Raw genomic sequence first — 22,077 nt, forward strand, 5'->3', positions numbered from 1 at the left:
GTCAGGTAACGAGTACTGCACTAGAGAGGCAGTGGAATTAGCTAGTTTCGAACCTTAGGCTTATCCATCTTGCTGCCGCTTCCAATGGATCTGCCGCACTATCTTTGATACGCCCAGGGTTTCCTAGACATCTCAAGGCCATGGAAAATGGTCGATTCGGAGGTGTCTATGAGCAGCAAGCGATATACGGATGAGTTCAAGATCGAGGCGGTCCGGCAAGTGACTGATCGTGGGTTCAAGGTGGCAGAAGTCGCCGAGCGGCTGGGTGTCACGACGCACAGCCTGTACGCCTGGCTGCGCACGTTCGGCAAGTCTGGCGTGGTGCATCGCGCCGAGGTGGACCAGAGCGCCGAGGTTCGGCGGCTGAAGGCAGAGTTGCGTCGAGTGACCGAGGAGCGCGACATCCTAAAAAAGGCCGCCGCGTACTTTGCCAAGGGGTAAAGGCAAAGTACGCCTTCATGCAAGCCCACTGCGGGGAATTCAGGGTGTGTGCAATGTGCCGGGTATTGCGGGTCAACCGGTCGGGTTATTACGCCTGGTTGTGCTCGCCCAACAGTGAGCGCGCCAAGGAAGATGATCGCTTGCTTGGACTAATCAAGCACCACTGGCTGGCCAGCGGCAGTGTCTATGGGCATCGCAAGATCACCACGGATCTGCGCGATCTGGGTGAGCGTTGTAGTCGTCATCGGGTGCATCGGCTGATGCGCACCGAGGGACTGCGTGCCCAGGTGGGCTATGGTCGCAAACCGCGCTTCCATGGAGGAATGCAGTGCAAGGCGGCGGCCAACCTGCTTGACCGACAGTTCGACGTGACGGAGCCGGACACGGCCTGGGCGAGCGATTTCACCTTCATCCGCACGCATGAAGGCTGGATGTATTTGGCTGTTGTGATCGATCTGTTTTCCAGGCAGGTCGTCGGCTGGGCGATGCGCGATCGGGCCGACACCGAGTTGGTCGTGCAGGCGGTGTTGTCTGCGGTGTGGCGGCGCAAACCCAACGCTGGTTGCTTGGTTCATTCGGACCAAGGGTCTGTCTACACCAGCGATGACTGGCGCAGTTTCCTGGCGTCCCATGGCTTGGTGTGCAGCATGAGTCGGCGTGGCAACTGCCACGACAACGCACCCGTGGAGAGCTTCTTCGGCCTGCTCAAACGCGAGCGGATCAGGCGGCGGACCTATCCCACCAAGGACGCCGCTCGCGCCGAGGTATTCGACTACATCGAGATGTTCTACAACCCCAACCGCCGCCACGGTTCAACTGGCGACCTGTCACCTGTAGAGTTTGAACGGCGCTACGCGCAACGAGGGTCTTGAGTGTCTACGGAACCCTGGGCGTATCAGTATGGGGAGCCCAACCTGGACAAGGCACTTGCGCGCGTAGCGCAGTACCGCAGGAAAACTCCATGATGGCTCGTGTTCCACGTCGACTACGAATGGGTGCCGCTGCAGCGCTGCTGTGCGGTGCTACGTCGAGCTTCGCTCTGAATACGGCCAGCATCGTGTCATCAACGCTTTCGCCAGACTGCCTGGAGTATCGGGTGGTGGGCATTTGCTATTGGCTTTATTGCACGTTGACGGGGTGCACGGTTCGCACCTCAATCAAAGTACGTCATTACGTTCCAGATGCTGTGGTCTCCAGCTATTCCAACGTCGGTGAAAATCCCTGGGTTGAAGTGCGTGCGATGAGTAAGCCCAACGCGACTGCTCGCTCTGGAGGAGATGGAACAACCAATCATGACAACGAAAACAACCTGATCAAGTTCAAAAACGCAGATGTGATCGGCCACCCCGGTGGGCAGGTATTCAGTCAATTTGCCAGCGCATCGGGATACGCATGCGAAGGTGCTGGTACTGCTTTCATGCCCTACTTGCTCAGCACCTTGGATACGATTGCATGGCGCTACAACTTGCCAGAAGTCGTTTACCCCGAAGCGCTCATCCCTGGCTTGCGAGAGATAGGCTCTCGTACAGACATGAATCTGTGGGGCGCCGTCTACCCCCGCGGAGGATTTATGCATCAGACCGATGACCACAAGGCCGGCGCTGTGGTTGCGCAGCGCGCAGGCGACATCGTGACGCGCCGAGGCCAACTTCACGTCTATCAGCCCCTGCTCGCCAGTAGTCGAGACGGTTATTGGCCGGCTGGCGCGCTGGTAGAAAGCGATGCCTCAACAGGTAAGTGGCAGCAGCTCACACCGCGCCTGTCCTCTACTTGTGCGGTATTCCCCCAAAGCGGCTCGCTGCCTCAGGCAGCGCAGGGCGACTACGCGTGGGCTTTATGGCGCCCTTACAGCTGCTGCCAGCGTCAAGGTCAGGTCTTCCTGGGCAGCGTCGATTTCAACTAAGGGCACGTCAATGAAATTCTCTCGTGAAATTTCCCCACTTCACCGCCGTCGACAGGGACATTCGCGCCTTGTTTTGCTGACGTGTGCACTTGGCCTTGCAAGTGGATTTGTCTGGGCTCAGAGCGGTGGCTTCCAGAACAGTGGAAGCGTGATCGGCGATGAGGTCATGTATTCAATCGGTGGCGGCAACGCCGTCTCCATGAGCGGCGCTGCTGGTATGCGCTCGATAGGCGTGGGCGCCGGCTGGAACAGCAATTTGGTCTGTGGGGATATGAATATCAGCACGACGATTCAGAACCAGCTCAATGGGCTGACGAATGGATTTCAGAACATCATGGGTAACGTGATTCAGAGCGCGACGAGTGCCGTCGCGTCGCTGCCCGCCTTGATCATCCAGCGCGCAGACCATGGTCTGTACAACCTGTTGACCAATGGCGTGCTACAGGCCCGCCTGGACTTTGACCGTTCCAAACTCACCTGTCGCGCCATGGCCGAACGGATGGCCCAGACGGCTGGTGGCCAACTCGGTTGGAACCAGATAGCAGAGGGCATGGCTCTTCGCCAGGCTGTGACCAGTACCGATGCAGTGTCCGCTATCGAGAAGGCTGAAACAACGCGTGGCAATGACGGTGTTCCTTGGGTTGGCGGCAATAACGCTGGTGGTGCGGGTCAGTCCTCGATCAAGGTGGTCGCCGATGTGACCCGCGCGGGCTACAACCTGGTCAATGGCCGCAGCGTTACCGATACCTCGTCGATAGATGCAACTAGCTGCAACAGCTTGGCTTGCCAGACATGGCCTACCCCGCAAGCAGCAACTGAATGGGCAACCCGTGTCTTGGGGGAGCAGGAGCAGCGTACTTGCGAAGACTGTACCAAGACTCAAACCATGCCGGGTGTGGGTTTGACGCCACTTATCCAGGAAGAATACGAAGCCAAATTGCAGTCCCTGCAGGAGCTGATCGACGGAACCCGCAATACCACGTTCGAAAATTTGCGCGCGGCCGGCAGCACGTCTTTGCCGATCACCCGGGGTGTTATTGAAGCGCTGCGAGATGAACCGGACCAAGACATCCTCGCGCGCCGACTGGCCTCAGAGGTGGCGCTGTCTTCTGTTTTAGAGAAGGCATTGCTGTTGCAACGCACGCTTCTGACTGGGCAGAAAGAGCCCAATGTTTCAGCCAATCAGCTTGCGGTTGAGGCTATCAACCACGAGAGCAATACGCTGGATCGTGAGATCCAGAATTTGAAGACCGAACTTGAACTACGCCGTGAGCTCGCTAACAACTCGCCGATGGCGATCATCCAGCGCCACGGTACAAGGGCATCGGGTTCGCGTGGGGTCTACGAAGGTGATCCTGTCCCTGACCGCCTCGACCAATTGCAGCGGCCATCGCCAGGGCGGGTGCAATGAATTTCGAGTGGCTGCGCTTTCGCTGGCTTTTCAATCGGAAGACGGCACATGTGCTGCTATGGGCCATGGTATTGCTCGCTATGGCATTGCTAGCCAACGTGGTCGGTATCTATCTCGTGGGCAGCGTCACGGCTTGGCAGAGTTGGATGGCTGCTGCTTCCGGTTACTTTTTGGTGTGGCGGCTGGCTCTCTATGCAGCTACGGCCCGCGGCTGGCTTTGGATGCGCCGTCGGCTGCTCGCTCGCGAGCCAGACCCCGAAGCGCGTTACCGGCTGATCCGCACCGAAGTCGCCGGCGTTGCAGTCATCGTCGCTCTGGAAATCAGTTTATTGCTTCAGCCGTAATTGGAGATCCAGCCGATGACGCTTTTCACGACTGACTACCTTGAGTACTACCTCACCCTCGTAGGCTGGATCGTCAACAATGGAATCTGGGCTGTGCTGGTTTCCAGTGGTGTGTTTGCAATTCCTTTCTTGGCCATCATTGTCCAAGAATGGCTGAAGGCGAAGGCCGAAGGGGCTGATGAAGGCAACAAGGGCGTCCTGTCTTCGTTGCGAATCGAGAACCGGGTATGGGTTGCCATCGTCGTGGTGATGTTCGCCGGCATTCCATTTATCGACGTCGACCTCAACACCATCAAGTATGACCAAACACGTTCAACGCAGTGTCAGGTCAACATGCCCGAACCCGCAGCAACCGGTTGGTCACAGTCGTTCAGCACGCTCAACAATCAGAGTGCCAAGTTGCCGGTCTGGTGGGCTTTCATACACGCAGTATCGCGCGCAATCACTGGTGCCTCAGTCGCTGCAATTCCATGCGGTACCGACGTGCGCCAGATTCGGATGGATATCAACGCCACGCGCATTGACGATCCGGTCCTGGCTCAGGAAGTTGCTGACTTTACGCACGATTGTTACGGGCCGGCGCGTGCCAAGTTGTTCATGAACCGCCCGCAGCTCGATGACACGCAAATGCATGATGTGTCTTGGATCGGCTCGTCTTATTTCGTTGATACCAGCGGCTTCTACGACACCTATCACGCCAAGACGCCGCGAGACGGCTGGGCTTACGAGAGCAATCGGGATGCGGGGCTTGCGCAGGTGCCTAGCGGTGCGGGTTACCCAACATGTCGCCAGTGGTGGAGCGATAGCAGCAACGGATTACGCGCTCGATTGCTGTCTCAAGTCGACCCAAGCCTGCTCAACCGAGTCGCTGGATGGGCTGGTTTCTTGAGTCGCCAGGAGGTCGATGACTCGGTGATTCGAGCCATCGCTTCACCACGGCAGCAGAAGCTTAATCAAGGCTCCGTCTACACCGACTATGGCGGTCAGATTGACAAGACTTTGCCCAACGTCGTCAACCGTGCAGCCAGCGATGTCGGTCTTGCAGTCGGTTCGCTTGCAGCTTTCCCGGCAATGGATGTGGTGCGCCAGGCTTTGCCGATGGTGCTTTCGCTGTTGAAGATGGCCTTGGTGATCTGCATACCGCTGGTCTTGGTGGTGGGGACTTACGACCTGAAGACGTTGGTGACTGTCAGCATCGTGCAGTTCGCATTGTTCTTTGTAGATTTCTGGTTCCAGCTCGCCCGTTGGATCGACAGCACTATTCTGGACGCGCTTTACGGGTGGGGCTTTGGCTACAACCGTCCGCATGCAAACTTCGACCCGCTTGCAGGCCTGAACAATGCGTTTGGCGATCTGCTGCTGATGTTCGTGATGGGGACGATGTTTATCGTGCTCCCCACCTTCTGGATCATGGCACTGAGCTGGGCGGGCGTTCGCGCAGGGAATGTGCTCCAGGGACTCGCCGGTGCAACTGGCGATGCCAAAGCAGCGGGTGGGAAGGGTGCCAGTACGGTGTTGGGCGCAATTTCGAAAAAGTGAGCCAGATCCTCTCAATCCTCGTCAGAGACATGAGGGTCTATACGGAAGCCGTCGTAGGTGTAAAGCCCAAAACCTGCCGGTCCATTCTTCCATTCGGGCTCAGGAATCTCGCCTAAGTCAGCGTTACTCGCCAACCGCGCAGCGCCCACCAATACCACCAGTAGAAGGGCGACCCAGAATACGAAGTAGAGCAGCAGAGCGATTACGGTTAGCTTTACTGTCCAGAACAGGATCTTGAGGACCGCTGGACTCATACCCTTGCATACCAACTGATCAAACAACCGCCGCTCGCCCATGGCATAGGAACGCCAGGCGTTGCCAAGCCAGCGACCTAGCTTCTCCGGATTGCTGCTTTGAGGGTTCGTCTTCATAGCTGTCACCTATCTTGGGGGATATGTGTACGGTCCAGTTTGCCTTTTCCCCGGGCATGGGGGCCAACAATGAGCTTCGGCCGACACATTATTCAGCTGGTTAGGCAATGCATACCAGCCGAGTATGATTAGATCTACACATGAAATTCAACTATGAGGCTATTTTTTCCAGATAAGTGTGCATTGGGATGACAGGTGATTAGATTGTGTTTTACATTTAACATATGAGTAGAACTATACGACATCAACTAATCAAACGCCTTCAGGCTGAGCTCCCACGTGGTGCGCCGTTCGGTCTAGCTACGCTCGAATTGTTTGGCGTGTCACCACAGCTGGCTGCCCGCTATGTGGAGGGAGGCTGGCTCGTACGCCTCGCCCATGGCGTCTACGCATTCCCGAACGACGACTTTGATGTCAATGGCGCGCTGCGCTTCCTTCAAGGCCAAGTGGCTGGTCTGCACGTCGGAGGGAAAAGCGCGTTGGCGCTTCAGGGGGTCCGCCACAACCTGGCATCGTGGGACATCCTCGTTCTTTGGGGCGATGCCCGTTTCGTCATACCTACCTGGTTCACCGAGCGTTTTCCGGCGCGTTATGTCGGGGCCAAGCTCTTCGACTGGCCAGACGATACTCTCGCCGGAAAGACCCTGCACACTCCCCCAGGACAGCCCGAGGGCCTGCAGGTAGCTGTGCCAGAACGAGCCGTTCTGGAGCTGCTCTATGACGCCGGCACGAGGCAAAGCCTTGAGGAGTGCCGCAACATTTTTGATGGCCTTCGATCACCGCGTAAGGATCTGCTTGGACAGCTGCTTTCCTGCTGTACCAGTGTAAAAGCCGTGCGATTGTTTCTGACATGGGCACGAGAGTCAGGTGTCGTCGACGTCGACCTATTGCTTGAGCACAACCAGGTCAGAACCGGAAGTAGCAGGCGCTGGATGAGCCGGCTGGACGATGGCACCTTGCTGAGCCTAAACCCCCATGGATAAGCACTACGCTGACACTGTTCGGCTTCTGTTGGACATTGCTCCTGCTGTATTCGCCAATGACATCTTCGCCATGAAGGGCGGCACCGCCATCAACCTCTTTGTACAGGATATGCCGCGCCTTTCCGTCGACATCGATGTGGTGTACCTGCCCTGGCAAGTTCCCCGTGATCAAGCACTTCAAGCAATCAACCAAGAGCTGGCTGCGATCGCAGAGCGTGTTGCGCCCATGGGTGTGAAAACACGACTGATACACAGCAAAGATTTGGGCGACACGAAGCTGATTGCTGAGAATGACAGCACTCAGGTAAAGGTTGAGGTCAACGTGGTGTTTCGCGGATCCGTCCTTCCGATCACCCGACTGCCATTGAGTGCCAGGACGCGCGATCGTTTCGGAGTCGAGTTCGACGTCCCCACCCTAGCCCCGGATGAGCTTTATGCAGGGAAGTTGGTAGCCGCAATGGATCGTCAGCATCCGCGTGATCTGTTCGACGCGTGGCAGATGTATGAAACGGGCGGGATCACCGATGAAATGATCGAATGCTTCGTGGTCTATCTGGCTGGCCACAACCGCCCTACGCACGAAGTACTGTTCGGCAATGACAAAGACATCGCCGGGGAGTACGAGCGCGCCTTTCAGGGCATGACGGAAACACCTTGCCCGCTGGATGTGCTGCTGGAGACTCGCGCTCGGCTAAGGCAAGAGTTGCCCGTACGCCTGTCTGAGGCACACCGAGGTTTCCTGAGTGGACTGGCGAGGGGAGAGCCAGAGTGGTCATTGCTGCAGTGTACGTACGTCGAACAGTTGCCAGCATTACGTTGGAAGCTCACCAACCTAAGGACGTTCAAGCAGCGTCGGCCTAGTGATTTCGCGGCCCAGGCCGATGCCCTGGATGCTGCGCTCGCTACATCCAGGACCTGAGGTTAGTCCGGCTGAAAGACCACGCCAGATCAGCATGGCCGCAGCGGGTAAAGGCTTCTGGAGGCTAGGCATTGTACTTGTCCGGCATCGCGACACGGGTACATGTCGCGATGCCCCAGAATGATCAATGTGGGGGCTTGATCGCAGACAGTCGATCAGGCTGGCAAGGACATGTCATCCTCGTGCTCTGAAGGCGACTGCTTCGTGCGAGGATGGGTAATGTGCTCTAGCTCTTCGAAACTCATGTCTCGCAGACGATCCAGAAACGCGTGATATTCCTTGTCTCCGCCAGTCATGCGGGTCAACAGAGCGCACTGAAACATCAGTGAGTCAAGAAAGATGCGTTGATCTTTCAACCCCTTAAATTCTGCCACACCCCGTATGATGAGCTCGCAAGACTTACTTGCGGGCACGGAAATTAAGCTGCTGTCATTCGGAAGGTTCATGTCGGCCCCCTTAGCCTTTGGTTCGCCAGTTGCTCTCAAAATTTGACTCAGAACTTGTGCGTAGATACTGCGTTAACCGCTACGTATGACGACTGTATTTCTCTCAAGAAATAGCCATACCTTCGACCGGATGCTCTCCTTGGAACCAGCGCCAGGAGCCTTTTCCCCCGGTCCTTTTGATTTGATACAGGGCCCGGTCAGCGCGCCGCAGTAGTTCGTGCTTATCTGCAGCTTGATCTGGATAGAGGCAGGCGCCAATGCTGACGCCGATGCTAAGTTTTAGGTTGTCCACCAGAAGCGGCGTATTCACCGACTCCAGTATGCGGCTGCAGACCATTTCGATATGAGACAGGTCACTTGGTGCAACAAGCAAGATACCGAACTCATCGCCACCGAGGCGGCATACCAAGTCTGTCTCTCGCACAGCCCCTTTCAGTCGCTCTGCGATGATCTGAAGCACGGTGTCACCTACCGCGTGCCCATAGGAATCGTTGATGGGTTTGAAGTCATCAAGATCCAGCATGAGGAATGCAAGACGACGCTGCGGATCTTCGGAGACCTCCGCATGCCAACGCTCGCGAAGGCCACGCCGATTGGAAACACCAGTCAGATCGTCTCGATAGATCAGCTCCAAAAGCTGCCGCCGATTGGACTGCACACCAGAAAAATCTTTGAAGATCGCTACCGCCAGCTTCTCGTCGTGAAGTATCAAGCCCGAGTGCAACACCGTGCGGATTGACCCTCCGCTGGTCACGACATCAATCTCCATATCACCGGTCGCAACAGGATGTGCCGAGTGATGCAGTTCGATGTCTAGCCAGCGCTTGCGTACCATCTCGCGCTGCCGTTCATGAAGATAGAGGCTGTCCACGAATTGATCGACTGTACGGAAGTGGCTGGCGTCGTGGCCGAATAGACGAACGAACTCCGCATTGCAGTACTGAATTTTTCCATCAGGAAAGCTGGCCCACGCGATGCCGAACGGAAGAGCGCTCAGCACTCGCAGCAGGGTGCTCGCCTTTGGTGGGGTGCGTAGTTCGTCCTCATGCTGAACCATCATGTCCTTGCTCCTTTCCTCCAAGCGCATCGGGGCATTGCTGCTGATGCTCCAGGCCTCGATGTGTGGCAAATCTGCATCGTGGTATCGCCCGTGGCCATCGGCCCGCTGCAGTCCAATGCATTGATCCGTGCCTATCCATTATGGGTTATTTTTAACTCATTGAAACAATGCTGACCAGGCCTCGGCAGCGTTGATGCCAGCATGGCTTTAGCTGCTTTCAGTCATAGGAGGTCTGGTTGCGGCCAGCGTGCTTGAGCCGATAGGTCGGGTAAAGGCGCAAAAGGGGAGCGCCCACATCCGATTGATGCTCGCTAGTGATTGGCGGAAATGGTGTAACCCAAAGGCAGAAGGGTACAAGGGCGGTGCTAAGGGAATGGTGCCCAAGGGAAATGGGGCTACCTGGAAAAGGAAAAAGGCCATCCCTGCCCTGCATCATCACTGGGAGTAGGCATGCTCAGATTGTTTCAACGAAAGTCCGCCGTCCTGCCACCTGTTGCGGCAGTGACCGAGACGGCGCTTAGCAAAGGGCTGTTGCAGCCCAAGCCGGCAGCGGAACTACTGGCCACACCTCGACGCCAGAAGCTTCTGGAACATATCTGGCAGCGTACCTCTCTATCCCGCAAGCAGTTCCACACGCTCTATCGAGTCCCGCTTGAGCGCTATGCGGATCTTGTGCAGCAATTCCCAGCGTCTGAAAGCCATCACCACGCGTACTTGGGAGGCATGCTGGATCATGGCCTTGAAATCGTCGCGTTCGCGTTGAAGTTGCGACAGTCGCACCTGCTTCCCGCAGGAGCTTCGCCTGAGGACCAAGCGGCGCAAGCGGAAGCTTGGACTGCAGCTGTTGCGTATGCCGCGCTTCTACACGATATCGGCAAGATCGCTGTCGATCTGCATGTAGAGCTGCAGGGGGGGAGGATCTGGCACCCCTGGCATGGACCACTGAGTCAGCCGTATCGTTTTCGCCATCGTGAGGGTCGCGAATATCGCTTGCATGGGGCAGCGACTGGATTGCTCTACAGCCGGATACTCGATAGCGCCGCGCTTGACTGGCTCAGCGGCTATCCAGCCCTATGGTCCCAGTTGCTTTACGTGCTGTCTGGCCAATATGAGCATGCTGACATGCTTGGCGAATTGGTGGTCCAGGCCGATCGCGCCTCGGTTGCGCAGGAGCTTGGTGGAGATCCGGCGAAGGTGATGGCCGCACCAAAGCACGCATTGCAACGCAAGCTGCTTGAGGGGCTGCGCTACCTGCTAAAAGAGCAGCTGAAGCTGAACCAGCCAGAGGCATCAGATGGCTGGCTCACGGAGGATGCGCTATGGCTGGTGAGCAAGACTGTTTCGGACAAGTTGCGTGCCCACCTGTTATCGCAAGGCATAGACGGCATCCCAGCGAGTAATTCGGCTGTGTTCAACGTTCTTCAAGAGCACAGCATGCTCCAGCTGACCTGCCCCCACCGGCCATACCAGTGATTACTGATAAAGCCCGGGGTTGAAGGGTACTGCGTTGTTGCCGGTTTGTGCTCGGTGGTTGGAGGCAAACTGCGCTGGCGGGATGCGACCACAGCTGCTGTGCGGACGTACCTCGTTGAAGTCACGCCGCCAATCGGCGATGACCTCGCGAGCCTGGATCAGCGACGTGAACCAGTGTTCGTTGAGACATTCGTCGCGGAACTTGCCGTTGAAGCTCTCGATGTAGCCGTTCTGCATGGGTTTGCCGGGTTCGATCAGGATGTGTTCGATGCCACGCTGCTGTGCCCAAGTGATGAAGGCGCTGTCAGCCTCCCGTAAATTGATCCAGCCATAACTAGTCGCCCCTGAAAAACCCCCTTCAAGCACCAAGTGTCATCGGCGACAGCGGCACGGCGCTAAAGGATGGCCATCCCATCGCCCGCATCCAGGCACGCAAAAACGCGATCCAGCGCAGCAGCCAGCGCAGGTTGTAGCCGGCGGCGCAGCCGAGTACGTGCAGCGCATCGCCTTGTGCACCTTTCAGCCTGCAGCGACGCAACCTGCAGTCGTCTTTCAGATGTCCGATCACCGGTTCCACCGCCTGCCGTCGTTTGATCCAGCGCCATTGCCGTCGCGTCAGCGTCTTGGCCTTGCCACGATGGAGCACCTGCACGCCATCGACCTCGCGCCCGCGATAGCCCAGGTCCACGATCGCCACCGTCGGTTCTACGCTCAGATCCTGCAGCAACCCGCGTGTCTGCTCCAGCTGCTCGGCCAAGGTGTCGCCGTCGTACGGGTTGCCCGGGAAGCTACGCGCACCCACGACCAATCCCTTGCAGGCGGTGACCGCAATGCCGACCTTGACGCCGAATTCGTACGCTTGACGCGCCTTGCCCTTACCGATGCATTCCACTTCCGGGGCATGCAATGCGTACAGTTTTTGTTTGTCCTTCGGACGCTGCGTGTACAGCCGTTGCGCACGTTCCAGCCAGACCGCGATGCGCTCGCGCACGCCGGGTTCCACCTGGTCCAGCTTGCGCGCGATATCGCGCAACACCCGCCCCAAGACCGTGCGTTGACGTCGCAGCACGCGCTGCATGCGCTTGAACTGGCGTGCATGCGCATAGCGGCCCGCCTTGCGGCTCAGGGCCGGACCTTGCCGTGCGTAGCTCTGCCGCAACCCGATGCCGTAACGCTTGGCCAGCAGCACCAGTTTCTTGCGTGCCACCTCCAGCAACCGACTATCGGTCGGATAGGCAATCGCCTTTTCCTGCACCGTGGTGTCCACGATCACCCGCGACAACTCGCGTGCGTCCACCGCCTGCATGGCATGTGCAGCGTTGATGGTGTGTGCCAGCAACTCTTCCATCCCCGCTTCGTCAAGCCGCTGACGCCAGCGCGTCAGCGAGCTGGCATCGCACGGCAAGCGCGTCTGGAACACGACCTCGCCAGTGAAAAACTGCCAATACGGATTTTCCAGCCAACGCTCGCACACCGCCTCATCGGACAGGTCGTAGGCGTGTTTGAGGTAGAGCAAACCGGCGATCAGCCGCACCGGCAATGCCGGCCGACCGCCACCAGCCTGGGTGGCCGGCAAGCGCGATGAAAGTGCTTGCTCCAACGCCGTCCACGGCATCCGTTGGCTCAGCTGCGCCAGCGGATGCCGCAGATCGATCTGGTTCTCCAGGCGCGAACGAAACAACTCCTCGGCAGGCATGTGCTCGGCAGCAGGACGGCGTGTATGCATGAGTGGAAATTGCCAGAAACCAGCCTTCAGCGTAGCGAAAACTGGTAGTTCTGGCACGCCACTGCAGACATCAAGGCCTTGCGGGCGTTGGGTGATTGGGGGTTTTTCAGGGGCGACTAACTAGAGGTCTCCGGCACACTAGCCACCAAGGAGACCACCAATGCGCAAGAGCAAGTTCACCGAGAGCCAGATCGTCGCCACGCTGAAGCAGGTCGAGGGCGGTCGCCAGGTCAAGGATGTCTGTCGCGAGCTGGGCATTTCCGATGCGACGTACTACGTCTGGAAGTCCAAGTACGGCGGCATGGAGGCCGCTGACGTGCAACGCCTCCGCGACCTGGAGACTGAGCACAACAAGCTCAAACGCATGTACGCCGAGCTCGCGATGGAAAACCATGCATTGAAGGATGTCATCGCAAAAAAGCTGTAGACCCGGCGCATAAGCGCCCGCTTCTTGCCTGGCTCATCGAGCAGCATGGCTGGAGCGAGCGCCGGGCTTGTGCGGTGGTTGGCGTGGCTCGCTCGACAGCACGTTATCGGCGCCGTCCCGATCGGGATGAGGAGGTTATTGCGCTGTTGTCCGAGTTGGCCGAGCGTTTTCCCGAGCGCGGATTTGGAAAGCTTTTTCAGATCATCCGTCGTCGCGGACATCTGTGGAATCACAAGAGGGTCTGGCGCGTGTACTGCCTGATGAAACTCAATCAACGTCGCCGCAGCAAGCGCCGGGTACCGACGCGTCATCCACAGCCGCTGGCATGCGGTGATCGACCCAACGCTGGATGGTCGATCGATTTCATGTCTGATGCGCTATGGGATGGTCGACGGTTCCGCACGTTCAATATCATCGACGATTTCAGTCGGGAAGCCTTGGCCATCGATGTGGACCTGAATCTTCCGGCTGCCCGCGTCATCCGCACGTTGGAACGTATCGCAGCTTGGCGCGGCTATCCGAACAAGCTGCGTTTGGACAATGGCCCGGAATTTGTTGCATTGGCCTTGGCCGAGTGGGCTGAGCGCAAGGGTATCGCGTTGGATTTCATCGAGCCGGGGCGTCCGATGCAGAACGGTTTTATCGAACGCTTCAACGGCAGCTACCGGCGTGGCGTATTGGATATGCACATATTCCGCACGCTGAGCGAGGTCCGCGAACAGACCGAACAGTGGCTGGCCGACTACAACCAACAAATACCGCACGACAGCCTGGGCGGGCTAACGCCCGCCGAGTTCCGTGAGCAACATCAACCGCAGACCTCTAGCTTTATCTGGCATTGAATTGCGGGGAGTCGACAGCGCGGCTGGTGAACTCCGGGCCGTTGTCCGTGCGCACCGCGCGGGGATAGCCGCGGAAGCAGGCGATCTGCTCCAGCACACGCACCACGTAAGCCCCGCTGATACCATGGTCCACCGCGATGTCCACGCATTCATGGGTGAAGTCGTCGGCGACGGTCAGGCATTTGATGCGGCGGCCACTGGCCAACTGATCAAAGACGAAGTCCATGCTGATTACCTCGTTGGGATGCCGCGCTGGCCGTAACGGCTGCCGCTGTGCCGCCGGGAACTTGGCCTTCTTGCGCCGGCGCACGCTCAGCTTCGCCTCGCGGTACAGACGGTAGATCTTCTTATGGTTCACCTGCGGAAACTCCGGGCGCAGCAGGTCGTGCAGGCGGCGATAGCCGAAGCGGCGACGCGCCTGCGCCAGTTCCACCAGTCTGGCCGACAGGGTTTGCGTCGCCGGCGTGGGTGTCGGCGCGTGGCGGAAAGCATCGCGGGAGATCCCCGCAAGGCGACAAGCCCGGCGCTCGCTGATCGACGTCAGCTCGCACATGCGCCGGATTGCCTCGCGCTTGCGTTGCGGGGCTAGCGTTTTACCCCGAACCCGACCTTCAGCGCCTCGATGTCCAGGTGCGCCTCGGCCAGCAACCGCTTCAGGCGGTTGTTCTCCTGCTCCAGCTCCTTCAGGCGCTTCGCGTCTTCGGCCTCCATGCCGCCGTACTTGGCCCGCCACTGGTAGAAGCTGGCCGGGCTGAAACCGTGCTGGCGGCACAGCTCAGCCACCGCCATCCCGGCATCCGCCTGCTTGATGAATCCGATGATCTGCTCGGTGCTGAAACGACTCTTCTTCATGTCCGTCCTCGTGGTTGACGGACTTTACAGCTTCACGTGGTACGGCTCAGCGGGGGCAGGTCAAACCATCCCGCCATCCGCGGACACACCATCCTGCTGGAGTTGCCGCTCAAACTCGGTGCCGCGATGTGCGACAACAAGTTCGCCTGTGTCGACCCTCCTGTAGATCATGCCCTGATAGCCAGAAGGCCTATCAACGTATTCCAGCCGCTTGTATGGAGCACCACCGATATCTACCGTTCGACTATTTTCACCAGTTTCGCGTGGCTCTTCATAAACATCGCTCGCCAAAGCAGCATATTGTTGCGCAGTCAGAGTCATGGCGTTTCCTTGGTGGAAAGCAGGGTCACTTTGAACAACTGGTTGCGCAAACTTTCTTTGAACTGAGTGGGGTCCGAATGGCCAGAGTCGGGATAGTTATCCATTTCATCTTTCGGATATCCACCAGACCAGAAATATGTCACCCCCGGCTCGCCACTAAGCAATTTATCTTTATAAATCCCTGGCTGAAATCGTGTTTCTTCATGCTTGCCGGTAGCTCTTAACGAAACATCTACACTAGTTAGCTCCCATCGGCAGACGCCCTTGCCGTAGTAGTCCGAATCCACCATTCCATCTGCGTAGATCGTCGCCACATATGTAGATTCGTTTATCTTCTTAAAATGGATGGGTATTCCATCTTCTTTAGATTTGCTCCAGACACCTGCAATAGGCTCGATTGGCGTGCATTGCTTGTGGTTGGTCATTTCATAGAACGCAGTTCCTGATATCCACTCAAACGGCCCCGGCGCATCCTCGATGGTCATCGTGATCCGGTACGCCTGTGTCGGATGCGGGTTCTTCTCGTAGATCGGGTCGCCGTCGGCAGTGGTCTCGCCGCTGCCATGCCTTTCAGAAGCAGCATTCATAGGATTGCATCCTGCCAGGAGAACCAGGAAAAACCAGCCAACAATCTTGACTCTCAGATATCCGTTCATGCCGCCATCGTGCGATGGGCAGCATGCTTTGCGGCCGTCACTGAGTCGGTAAGTCGCCGACAGGCACGGTTGATGTTGATGCCATGTATCAGCAAGGCAATGATCATAAGAGCGAATACCATCCCGAACTCTGGGATTTCCCTGATTATCTTCATCACTGCGGGGACGCACGCTGCTCCCACTGCCAGAAGAAACATCAACGCCGTCACCCCGGCTGCACTGACGATGCCCTGACGCAGCTGTTTTAATTCATAGGTTTTTTTTTCTTCTACTCGCAGCTTCTTCCAGACAGTAAGTGCGTGCGCTATGAGTCCCACCAGCATCGACACCACGACGAAATGCAAAACAGCACCGATGATGGCTACATATTTCGCGATTTCTAATAAAGCGACAAATGACGTGCGATAGCCTAGGACAACTAGACTAGCGGTGAGCAAGGTCGTCAATAAGAGAATCGTCAACATATGACGAAACCCTCTAACTGACCGGTACCAACGTACTTCGTAAGGGGCAAGTACCCTATTCATCACACTGTTCCTGCGGCTTTGGATTCAACTACTGCGAGTTGCCGACTGACGGGCTCTGCGGCATGCCTTGGCGGTAAGCAATGGGGCAGATGCGAGCAAACATCTGGGCCGAGAGAGGGTGGTAACACATTGGATAAGTCACTACGTAAGCTTCCGTCGCAGGGGCTACTGGCAACCAACAGTCGGTGGGACGCAGAGCGTGCAGAAAGTAAACGGATCGTTGTTGCAACAGGTTATGAACTCACAGTATCCGCCATTCTGGGCCGGTAGACTCTAGAGCGACGGCATACACTAGGAGAGCAGCAAACAATCCACGTTTGTTCATGACATTAATCTCTCAGTCGGGTAGTTTTTTCTGTGATTTATGTTGGAAATGGGCGGAAGTAAATAATTGCCACTAAAGTGGTTTAAAAATAGGCTCTGAGCATTCTTTGTATATGACCTTGCATTGAGCGCCATTATTATCCCTGCGGCATTCTTCGTTTGCATAACTTTCCGCTTCCTCAACAGAAGCCTTCCCGACAGACATTACGTTTCCGTTTAAATTAATTTCTCCAGAAGGCGTTTGAGGCTCTGCGATAGCTGCGCATTGATTGAAGTAAGTTAAAGTTAATTTGCAGTTAGTTGGCCCCTTTTTAGCGCAAAGCGCTAATGCGTCGGCCTTAGCCTCAGACTTGGTTAGTCTGCCCGTTGGCACACCATAGTAGGGAGTGTTGTTGAACGTGCCAATCGCTACTGCCCCCCACGTTTTTATCCATTTACCACGTGGGCGCGAATCGGGTTGCTCAGACTGACCTTGTGGGATGGGCGCGCATGCAGCAACCCCTTGGCCACCAATGGGATATTGCCCTGGAGGGCAGTTGCCCTCCGCCAATGCATTGTCTACGGCTGCGATTGCCGTAATTAAAAATAAGAAATTGGCAAGTCTTAGCTTCATTATGGACATACCTCGCGATCTCACCTACGGTCCTATTTGAGTTTGCAAGAGACTATCGGTGACCACAGATTTGCATGTCAAGAAGAAAGGCGGTCATTGCTGTCTTGACCCGCTATGCCTCGATAACCCGAGGGCTGCTGTACCACCGGGGGGGAGTATCCAGATGACACCCCAGGATTGCTCAGTCCAGCAAGACTTTCGGAACTGCGCGAGGTATCAGAATTTTTTGCAGGTGCAGGATACGATCCAGCTGGCTGACCCTGTGGCCCTGGACTAGCTGCACTGCCTCCACCAAATGCTGTATACGTCAAGAAGGTGCTCATATTACCCTGCCAAATCGCAGCGGCCAAAGTTGGCACGCTGATTATCAGCATGGTCATGATCAGTCCGATGCCGCCCTGCTGCAGGGCTTGGCTAGACAGTCCTTCCGCATTGCCCAATGTGATGAGTTGCGCAGCCCAGTAAGCTGCGGCCACTTTTGCTGTGAATTTCAGTACCATCGCCGTGACTACCGATAGCATTGCCATCGAGAACAGCGTGCCGATCACGTAGAACAGCCACTTCTTGAACAGGTCTTTGGTCTGGTCGAAGATCAGTGCCAGGATGAAGATTGGCCCGATCCCGATCAGGAACGCCATAGTGAACTTGAACAACAGCAGCATCGCTCCAGCTGCCATAGGCGGACTGGCGGTGCCGAAGCCCGCCATCAATACAGCGCGGCCTTTCTTCTCTATCGCCTCCGGATCGGTTGGGTCGACGCGCACCGCATCCAGCGCGGTCAGCGCCACCTGCGTGTAGGCAAGATTTTCGTCAATAGCATCGGAGGCGGTGCTGTCTTCATCACCCGTAAAAAGACCATGGATCTCTTTGTCCAGGTTTTGGGTCATGGTCTGGTGCAGCATTGCCCCGTTAACCCCGACAGCTGAAGCAAGGCTGATGATGATCGCGACCTTGCCGGCTTTGATCATGGTCGCCATTGCACTTTCACGCGACTGCCCGGTTGCGATGCGATAGCCCAGAATCAGTACCCACAGAGTGGTCACTGTCAAAGCGATCGTACTGACCCACCTCATAGCGCGGCTCATCAACTCCATGCCGAACTCTTGAATCTCGTTGCTGAAGTAGTCGTTGACCAGTTTGAAGAAAACGAACTCACCGAGGCCGATATCCGCCAAAGGCTGCAACCAGTTCATCGCTCCGTGGAGAATTGCGTCCATTACCTTCTGCCTGTCTGTCGTGGTGTAGCGATCAATTGGATAACGCGGCTTTCAGCGTTGCGGCCTGCACGAGCTGTCCCAGCGGTTTGAGCCAGCTATTTTGGTCGCCATCCAAAGCTTTTCTGGCCAATCGCGACTGATCTTCCTTGAGCCCGACGATATAGCTGTCATATGCCGTCATCTGGGCCTGCCAGTAGTCCAGGTCCATGGCGTTTTGTGCTACGAAACGCTGAACTTCGTTATCGTTGGCAGCAAGTGCCCCTTGGCTGGTGCCACCTCGGTCGCGCTGCGCCTCAATCGCTTTAAACTGGTTGTTGCGTTCTATGAGGCGCTTGAGCATGCGTACCGACTCGTTGTACTTGGCATTTTTTGCCAGCACCATGCGTGTGCAGACCTTCATTTGCTCCTCCACCATATTTCCTTTCATGTTGGGGGCGAGAGACTTGAATTGCTGGAGCACCCCTGCGAGGCCAGTCTTTGGGGCACCCGGACAGTCGTCTTCCAGGCCATAGTCTTCTGGACGTTCGGCAAAGTTGTCAGCCATGGTGGACGTCCCTAGGTTCAGCCGCTGAAGCTTGATGAGCTGCTGCTGATAGTGATCCAGCTGCTGCTGATACTGCTTGAGCGTCTCGGTCCATCGCTTAGCCTGCTCTGCGTACTCCTGTAAGGCCTTCGCCATCGATGTTGGGTCATTGACAATCACTCCCACTGCATTCGCGGGCCCAACACTAAGACCGGCCGCAAGCAACAAGCCTGCGGCGAGGCGTGAAAATGAAAGGCGTGAGCGGCGTGAGCGGTCATTCATGGCGGGACTCGTCGGTCTTGTTGGTGCAGATGGATGGCGGGGATAGCAAAACGAGGGATATAGAGGGCACAGCCCGGAAGGCGATAGGCAGCCCAGGCAGGTGGTGGGGAGTCAAGCGCGTAACGCAATCATGAAGCGAGAGAATTTTTGTTCAGACACAGGCACAGCGACGAGAAAGACGCCGCCGGGGGTGCGGAGATGAGCGCCTGCTAGGGCCATTATCCTTATGTGCTATTGAGGCAGGTTGGGTCGAACTCTGGCATAGGTCAAGGCAGATTGCCACTACCTGCTCCCCCTCCAGACCGTCCTCTCATCGTCTAGCGGCCGCCACCTCAAGGGACAAGGTTGCCTGGGTAGGAAAAATCTGACATCAGGGAACGGCAATTCCTCACCCTCTGCAATGGCGTGCCCGGTCGAGTCCGCACGATATTTGTCAACCGAGGAAAGCTCTGGATCGCGTACCGTCGCAGCTGCCTGGACCGCAGGCGAGCACTCCCTCTTCGAGGGGAAAGGACATGTGATGCGTAACTTCCAACGTACGGCAAAAGTGGCTGTGGGACTGCTAGGACTGGCACTGTCATACAGTGCGGCGGCATGCTGTCCGGATGTCGGTCATAGCCCTGCTGCTGCGACAACAGGGCTGGGGGCCAGTCGTCCCTCTGCTACTGATCTCTCGGCTGTCAGCACCTTGCACGTGTATACGTTCGAGCGAGACGGAATCCGCTATCTGCAAGTCAATGGCCCTAGTGGCGATGTCCGAACTGCAATCGGGTGGATCGACGGTACCCGTTGGGTCATGCCGGTTGGTATCGATGCAGACCGCACCACGATCCTGGCGGCGGGTTCACGCCCGAGCGGTACAGTCGTATATGAAGGAGATGGTATGACGGTGCTGCTACAGACACTCCCGCGTGGTAACAGCTGGCTCATCGTACCTAAAAATTGATCGTGTCCCTGTTGGTTCGGAAACAAAGAAGCTGATCTTGCCCGTATGGTGGCGCCGGCAGGTGCCACCATACGGGCGCACCCTGCTTGCTGTGTTCTCAAGAGTGGTCCGACTGGCAGGCTTGCTCTCTGGCTTATCCCCGTAAATAGATACAGCAATGCCCTGGAGCCCGCGCAGTTTTCCGACCCTGGCCTTGATGGTATGACGCCTTGCTGGAGGCAGACAGGCAATCGCCTGCTGGGTGCATCTGTAGACGGCAAGCTGCAGCCCAACAGACAGTTGCATGGGATTGCCGCGAAGCATGACTGGGTGGATTTCTGTGTGACTGGAACTGGCGAAGCCTGGCGAACGGAAAACGTGATAGAGCCCATGCGTCTCGATCTCCAGCGGGTACAAAGCATTGATGTACTCGTGCAGCATCTTCGATTGGATAGAGCCCGTACGAATCATCCGCATGGCGGCTTCATGTTGTCCGCGTGACTTGAGATGACTTTCGATGTCGCGGCGTAGTCGGTTCATCTGTACCTCGATGTCGACGTACTCGATCACGTGCTCGCGCAATTCCCGCTCAGCCCATAGGTAGCTCAGTTTTGCCGTATCCAATGCCTGTTGCTCGCCTCGCAGACGCAGGCGCACTTCGGCAAGGGTGCTGGAGATACGCGCGCCCAGCACGAATAGTCCCGTAGCCGTTGTTGCGAGCATCACCTGCACAACAAAGCCTATTGAGTCATAGGCTCCCAGCACACCCGTATTTCGCAGTGAAAATGCCAGAGCGGTATTCGCCAGCACAACGCCGATGGCCGCGCCCCGCCAGCCATGCAGCCAGGTGAGTAGAACGGCAGGAACGATCAGCAACGACATTAAGCCCAACCGTGCAACATTGCTTTGCGGCAGTGTTGCTAATGCAAAGATCAATGCAGTCGCCAGAACCGCCAGTGCGCAATGAGGCGTCAGGCGGCTGGGCGTCTCTTCGTCGTGGCGGCGCATCCATAGAAGCACCGGCAGGACCACCATCAACATTCCGAGGTAGTCACCTACAGCGAAACGGGCGAACTTGACGCCGCTTATTGCCGACGAAGGTCCGTCGAGCATGATGTTGGTCCCCAGAGTGCAGAGCGCGCCCCAGACTGCCGTGACCAGAAGCATCGGAATCAGTGACGCTCCTGCGCGATGTACTGCCCCATACCTTGCCCGAATAGCAATAGGGACCAGAGCAATGGCCGGGACTAGGATCCAGGGGCTTGCGTAGGCCCAGGTAGGATTGACACCGACACTGCTGATCGCGGGAACCCGAATCATGAGCAACGCCGCGACATCGCCCATCAGTATCCAAGGTAGCAAGCGAGAAGGGGCGAGCAGCAACGCTGCGATCCGAAGGCCAGCTGGCAGGTACCACTGATCCAGTGAGCAGTGCCAAGACAGTTGAAACGCCAAGCAGTAGGCCGTAGCGGTTAACAGGCCCTGCGTCACACTTTTCAGCCCTTCCATGGGAATACCTTGAGTTTTGACGACGCCAGAGCATACCTGAGCGGGAGCCGTAACGGTGTGGGTGACCAAGACCGGTACATGCCCCTACAGCCCAGTGAAACGGGTACGCCACAGATGCGCGGCAGGTATGTAGAGAGCCTGCTGCACAAACATGGACGTCCTTGCCCCCTCGGCTTGATCAGATGGACAGAGGCCGTGGCGGGGAGCGTGGAGTTGGCGGGAGCCCTGGAATGCAATTCGGCTTGGTCACGCGATGAGCAGTGTTCTTCGGTGACGAGGACGGCACCCTGTCACGCTGGGAAAGAGCGCTGCCGCCAGGCACGGCGTCCCAGCCAAAGTCAAAGCGTGCCATCATCACCACATCTAAGCGAGCACGTCATTTCAACCACTACCAGGGAGGTACTTGTCATGAAGCCACGCACCACTGCCGCCACTTTCGCACT

The 22,077-nt window shown here is 57.1% G+C and carries 17 protein-coding genes and 4 pseudogenes; 9 read left to right on the top strand and 12 right to left on the bottom strand.

Going from position 1 to position 22,077, the window contains the following annotated elements; genetic code table 11:
• The first annotated feature begins 168 nt into the window (after positions 1-168).
• From XCC_RS16150 to XCC_RS16170, 5 genes are all read left to right on the top strand, one after another.
• Positions 169-1,313 (top strand): IS3 family transposase gene (locus XCC_RS16150; protein ID WP_087942071.1). Its coding sequence is split into 2 segments (ribosomal slippage): positions 169-406 and positions 406-1,313, totalling 1,146 coding nucleotides; the frame shifts between segments, so codons are not numbered across the junction.
• Positions 1,314-1,405: 92 nt separating this feature from the next.
• A complete protein-coding gene (locus tag XCC_RS16155; protein ID WP_011038228.1) occupies positions 1,406-2,344 on the top strand; it encodes a TIGR03756 family integrating conjugative element protein in 939 nt (312 codons plus the stop codon).
• Between the two features lie 10 nt (positions 2,345-2,354).
• On the top strand, positions 2,355-3,755 hold the full coding sequence (locus XCC_RS16160) for an integrating conjugative element protein (protein WP_029628874.1): 1,401 nt from the start codon (positions 2,355-2,357) through the stop codon (positions 3,753-3,755).
• Positions 3,752-4,099: a hypothetical protein gene (locus XCC_RS16165; RefSeq protein WP_011269554.1), complete on the top strand. Its 348-nt coding sequence runs from the start codon at positions 3,752-3,754 to the stop codon at positions 4,097-4,099. The genes XCC_RS16160 and XCC_RS16165 overlap by 4 nt, the downstream gene beginning before the upstream one ends.
• A 15-nt stretch (positions 4,100-4,114) precedes the next feature.
• Positions 4,115-5,638: a conjugal transfer protein TraG N-terminal domain-containing protein gene (locus tag XCC_RS16170; protein ID WP_029628873.1), complete on the top strand. Its 1,524-nt coding sequence runs from the start codon at positions 4,115-4,117 to the stop codon at positions 5,636-5,638.
• Positions 5,639-5,649: 11 nt separating this feature from the next.
• On the opposite strand, the gene XCC_RS16175 is transcribed toward XCC_RS16170, so the two are convergent.
• The gene (locus XCC_RS16175) at positions 5,650-6,009 is read right to left on the bottom strand and encodes a DUF3742 family protein (protein ID WP_029628872.1); all 360 of its coding nucleotides are present in this window, start codon (positions 6,007-6,009) and stop codon (positions 5,650-5,652) included.
• A gap of 224 nt (positions 6,010-6,233) precedes the next feature.
• On the opposite strand from XCC_RS16175, the gene XCC_RS16180 reads away from it, so the two are divergent.
• Together XCC_RS16180 and XCC_RS16185 are read left to right on the top strand one after the other, a co-directional pair.
• Positions 6,234-6,992, top strand: a complete 759-nt coding sequence (locus XCC_RS16180; protein WP_011038231.1) for a type IV toxin-antitoxin system AbiEi family antitoxin domain-containing protein — start codon at positions 6,234-6,236, stop codon at positions 6,990-6,992.
• The gene (locus XCC_RS16185; RefSeq protein ID WP_011038232.1) at positions 6,985-7,911 is read left to right on the top strand and encodes a nucleotidyl transferase AbiEii/AbiGii toxin family protein; all 927 of its coding nucleotides are present in this window, start codon (positions 6,985-6,987) and stop codon (positions 7,909-7,911) included. Before XCC_RS16180 ends, XCC_RS16185 begins: the two co-directional genes overlap by 8 nt.
• Positions 7,912-8,460: 549 nt before the next feature.
• Here XCC_RS16185 and XCC_RS16195 read toward each other — a convergent pair.
• Positions 8,461-9,417 (bottom strand): GGDEF domain-containing protein, encoded by a 957-nt coding sequence (locus XCC_RS16195; protein ID WP_228442279.1) that lies wholly within the window; start codon positions 9,415-9,417, stop codon positions 8,461-8,463.
• Between the two features lie 450 nt (positions 9,418-9,867).
• Between XCC_RS16195 and mobH the strand changes: the two are divergent.
• Positions 9,868-10,860: pseudogene (mobH, locus tag XCC_RS16200) on the top strand (MobH family relaxase); the annotation flags it as partial.
• Between the two features lie 30 nt (positions 10,861-10,890).
• Here the strand turns inward: mobH and XCC_RS16205 are convergent.
• Together XCC_RS16205 and XCC_RS16210 are read right to left on the bottom strand one after the other, a co-directional pair.
• Positions 10,891-11,190: pseudogene (locus XCC_RS16205) on the bottom strand (integrase core domain-containing protein); the annotation flags it as partial.
• 58 nt (positions 11,191-11,248) lie between these two features.
• On the bottom strand, positions 11,249-12,616 hold the full coding sequence (locus XCC_RS16210) for an IS5-like element IS1478 family transposase (protein WP_011035783.1): 1,368 nt from the start codon (positions 12,614-12,616) through the stop codon (positions 11,249-11,251).
• Between the two features lie 160 nt (positions 12,617-12,776).
• Between XCC_RS16210 and XCC_RS16215 the strand changes: the two genes are divergently transcribed.
• Positions 12,777-13,885, top strand: a protein-coding gene (locus XCC_RS16215; RefSeq protein WP_087942070.1) for an IS3 family transposase whose coding sequence is annotated in 2 segments (ribosomal slippage) — positions 12,777-13,038 and positions 13,038-13,885 — 1,110 coding nt in all. Because the reading frame shifts where the segments join, the coding sequence is not laid out codon by codon here.
• Between the two features lie 16 nt (positions 13,886-13,901).
• Here the strand turns inward: XCC_RS16215 and XCC_RS16220 are convergent.
• From XCC_RS16220 to XCC_RS16255, 8 genes and pseudogenes are all read right to left on the bottom strand, one after another.
• A pseudogene (locus XCC_RS16220) lies at positions 13,902-14,737 on the bottom strand (IS3-like element ISXca1 family transposase); the annotation flags it as partial.
• A 63-nt stretch (positions 14,738-14,800) separates the two neighbouring features.
• Positions 14,801-15,058: pseudogene (locus XCC_RS16225) on the bottom strand (hypothetical protein); the annotation flags it as partial.
• The gene (locus XCC_RS16230) at positions 15,055-15,714 is read right to left on the bottom strand and encodes a hypothetical protein (RefSeq protein ID WP_011038238.1); all 660 of its coding nucleotides are present in this window, start codon (positions 15,712-15,714) and stop codon (positions 15,055-15,057) included. The gene XCC_RS16230 and the pseudogene XCC_RS16225, both read right to left, overlap by 4 nt.
• Positions 15,711-16,241, bottom strand: coding sequence for a hypothetical protein (locus XCC_RS16235; RefSeq protein WP_011038239.1), 531 nt, complete (start codon positions 16,239-16,241; stop codon positions 15,711-15,713). Before XCC_RS16235 ends, XCC_RS16230 begins: the two co-directional genes overlap by 4 nt.
• Positions 16,242-16,638: 397 nt before the next feature.
• Complete coding sequence (locus XCC_RS16240) at positions 16,639-17,178, bottom strand: DUF4189 domain-containing protein (RefSeq protein WP_228442278.1); 540 nt, start codon at positions 17,176-17,178, stop codon at positions 16,639-16,641.
• A gap of 77 nt (positions 17,179-17,255) precedes the next feature.
• Entirely contained in the window at positions 17,256-18,395 is a 1,140-nt protein-coding gene (locus XCC_RS16245; RefSeq protein WP_011038241.1) for a type IV secretion system protein, read from the bottom strand.
• A 31-nt stretch (positions 18,396-18,426) separates the two neighbouring features.
• A complete protein-coding gene (locus tag XCC_RS16250; protein ID WP_016848927.1) occupies positions 18,427-19,074 on the bottom strand; it encodes a hypothetical protein in 648 nt (215 codons plus the stop codon).
• 1,021 nt (positions 19,075-20,095) lie between these two features.
• Positions 20,096-21,634, bottom strand: coding sequence for an MASE1 domain-containing protein (locus XCC_RS16255; protein ID WP_011038243.1), 1,539 nt, complete (start codon positions 21,632-21,634; stop codon positions 20,096-20,098).
• Positions 21,635-22,077: the final 443 nt, after the last annotated feature.

It is taken from the genome of Xanthomonas campestris pv. campestris str. ATCC 33913 (genome assembly GCF_000007145.1).
In the GTDB taxonomy this organism is placed as follows: Bacteria; Pseudomonadota; Gammaproteobacteria; order Xanthomonadales; family Xanthomonadaceae; genus Xanthomonas; species Xanthomonas campestris.

What these genes read in the sequence shown, in the direction of transcription:
- XCC_RS16255 (WP_011038243.1), bottom strand. Translation starts at nt 21,634, where the DNA reads ATGGAAGGGCTGAAAAGTGTGACGCAGGGCCTGTTAACCGCTACGGCC.
- XCC_RS16180 (WP_011038231.1), top strand. Translation starts at nt 6,234, where the DNA reads ATGAGTAGAACTATACGACATCAACTAATCAAACGCCTTCAGGCTGAG.
- XCC_RS16240 (WP_228442278.1), bottom strand. Translation starts at nt 17,178, where the DNA reads ATGAAGCTAAGACTTGCCAATTTCTTATTTTTAATTACGGCAATCGCA.
- XCC_RS16170 (WP_029628873.1), top strand. Translation starts at nt 4,115, where the DNA reads ATGACGCTTTTCACGACTGACTACCTTGAGTACTACCTCACCCTCGTA.
- XCC_RS16165 (WP_011269554.1), top strand. Translation starts at nt 3,752, where the DNA reads ATGAATTTCGAGTGGCTGCGCTTTCGCTGGCTTTTCAATCGGAAGACG.
- XCC_RS16160 (WP_029628874.1), top strand. Translation starts at nt 2,355, where the DNA reads ATGAAATTCTCTCGTGAAATTTCCCCACTTCACCGCCGTCGACAGGGA.
- XCC_RS16230 (WP_011038238.1), bottom strand. Translation starts at nt 15,714, where the DNA reads ATGAACGGATATCTGAGAGTCAAGATTGTTGGCTGGTTTTTCCTGGTT.
- XCC_RS16210 (WP_011035783.1), bottom strand. Translation starts at nt 12,616, where the DNA reads ATGCATACACGCCGTCCTGCTGCCGAGCACATGCCTGCCGAGGAGTTG.
- XCC_RS16250 (WP_016848927.1), bottom strand. Translation starts at nt 19,074, where the DNA reads ATGGCGAAGGCCTTACAGGAGTACGCAGAGCAGGCTAAGCGATGGACC.
- XCC_RS16155 (WP_011038228.1), top strand. Translation starts at nt 1,406, where the DNA reads ATGGCTCGTGTTCCACGTCGACTACGAATGGGTGCCGCTGCAGCGCTG.
- XCC_RS16195 (WP_228442279.1), bottom strand. Translation starts at nt 9,417, where the DNA reads ATGATGGTTCAGCATGAGGACGAACTACGCACCCCACCAAAGGCGAGC.
- XCC_RS16175 (WP_029628872.1), bottom strand. Translation starts at nt 6,009, where the DNA reads ATGAAGACGAACCCTCAAAGCAGCAATCCGGAGAAGCTAGGTCGCTGG.
- XCC_RS16185 (WP_011038232.1), top strand. Translation starts at nt 6,985, where the DNA reads ATGGATAAGCACTACGCTGACACTGTTCGGCTTCTGTTGGACATTGCT.
- XCC_RS16245 (WP_011038241.1), bottom strand. Translation starts at nt 18,395, where the DNA reads ATGGACGCAATTCTCCACGGAGCGATGAACTGGTTGCAGCCTTTGGCG.
- XCC_RS16235 (WP_011038239.1), bottom strand. Translation starts at nt 16,241, where the DNA reads ATGAATAGGGTACTTGCCCCTTACGAAGTACGTTGGTACCGGTCAGTT.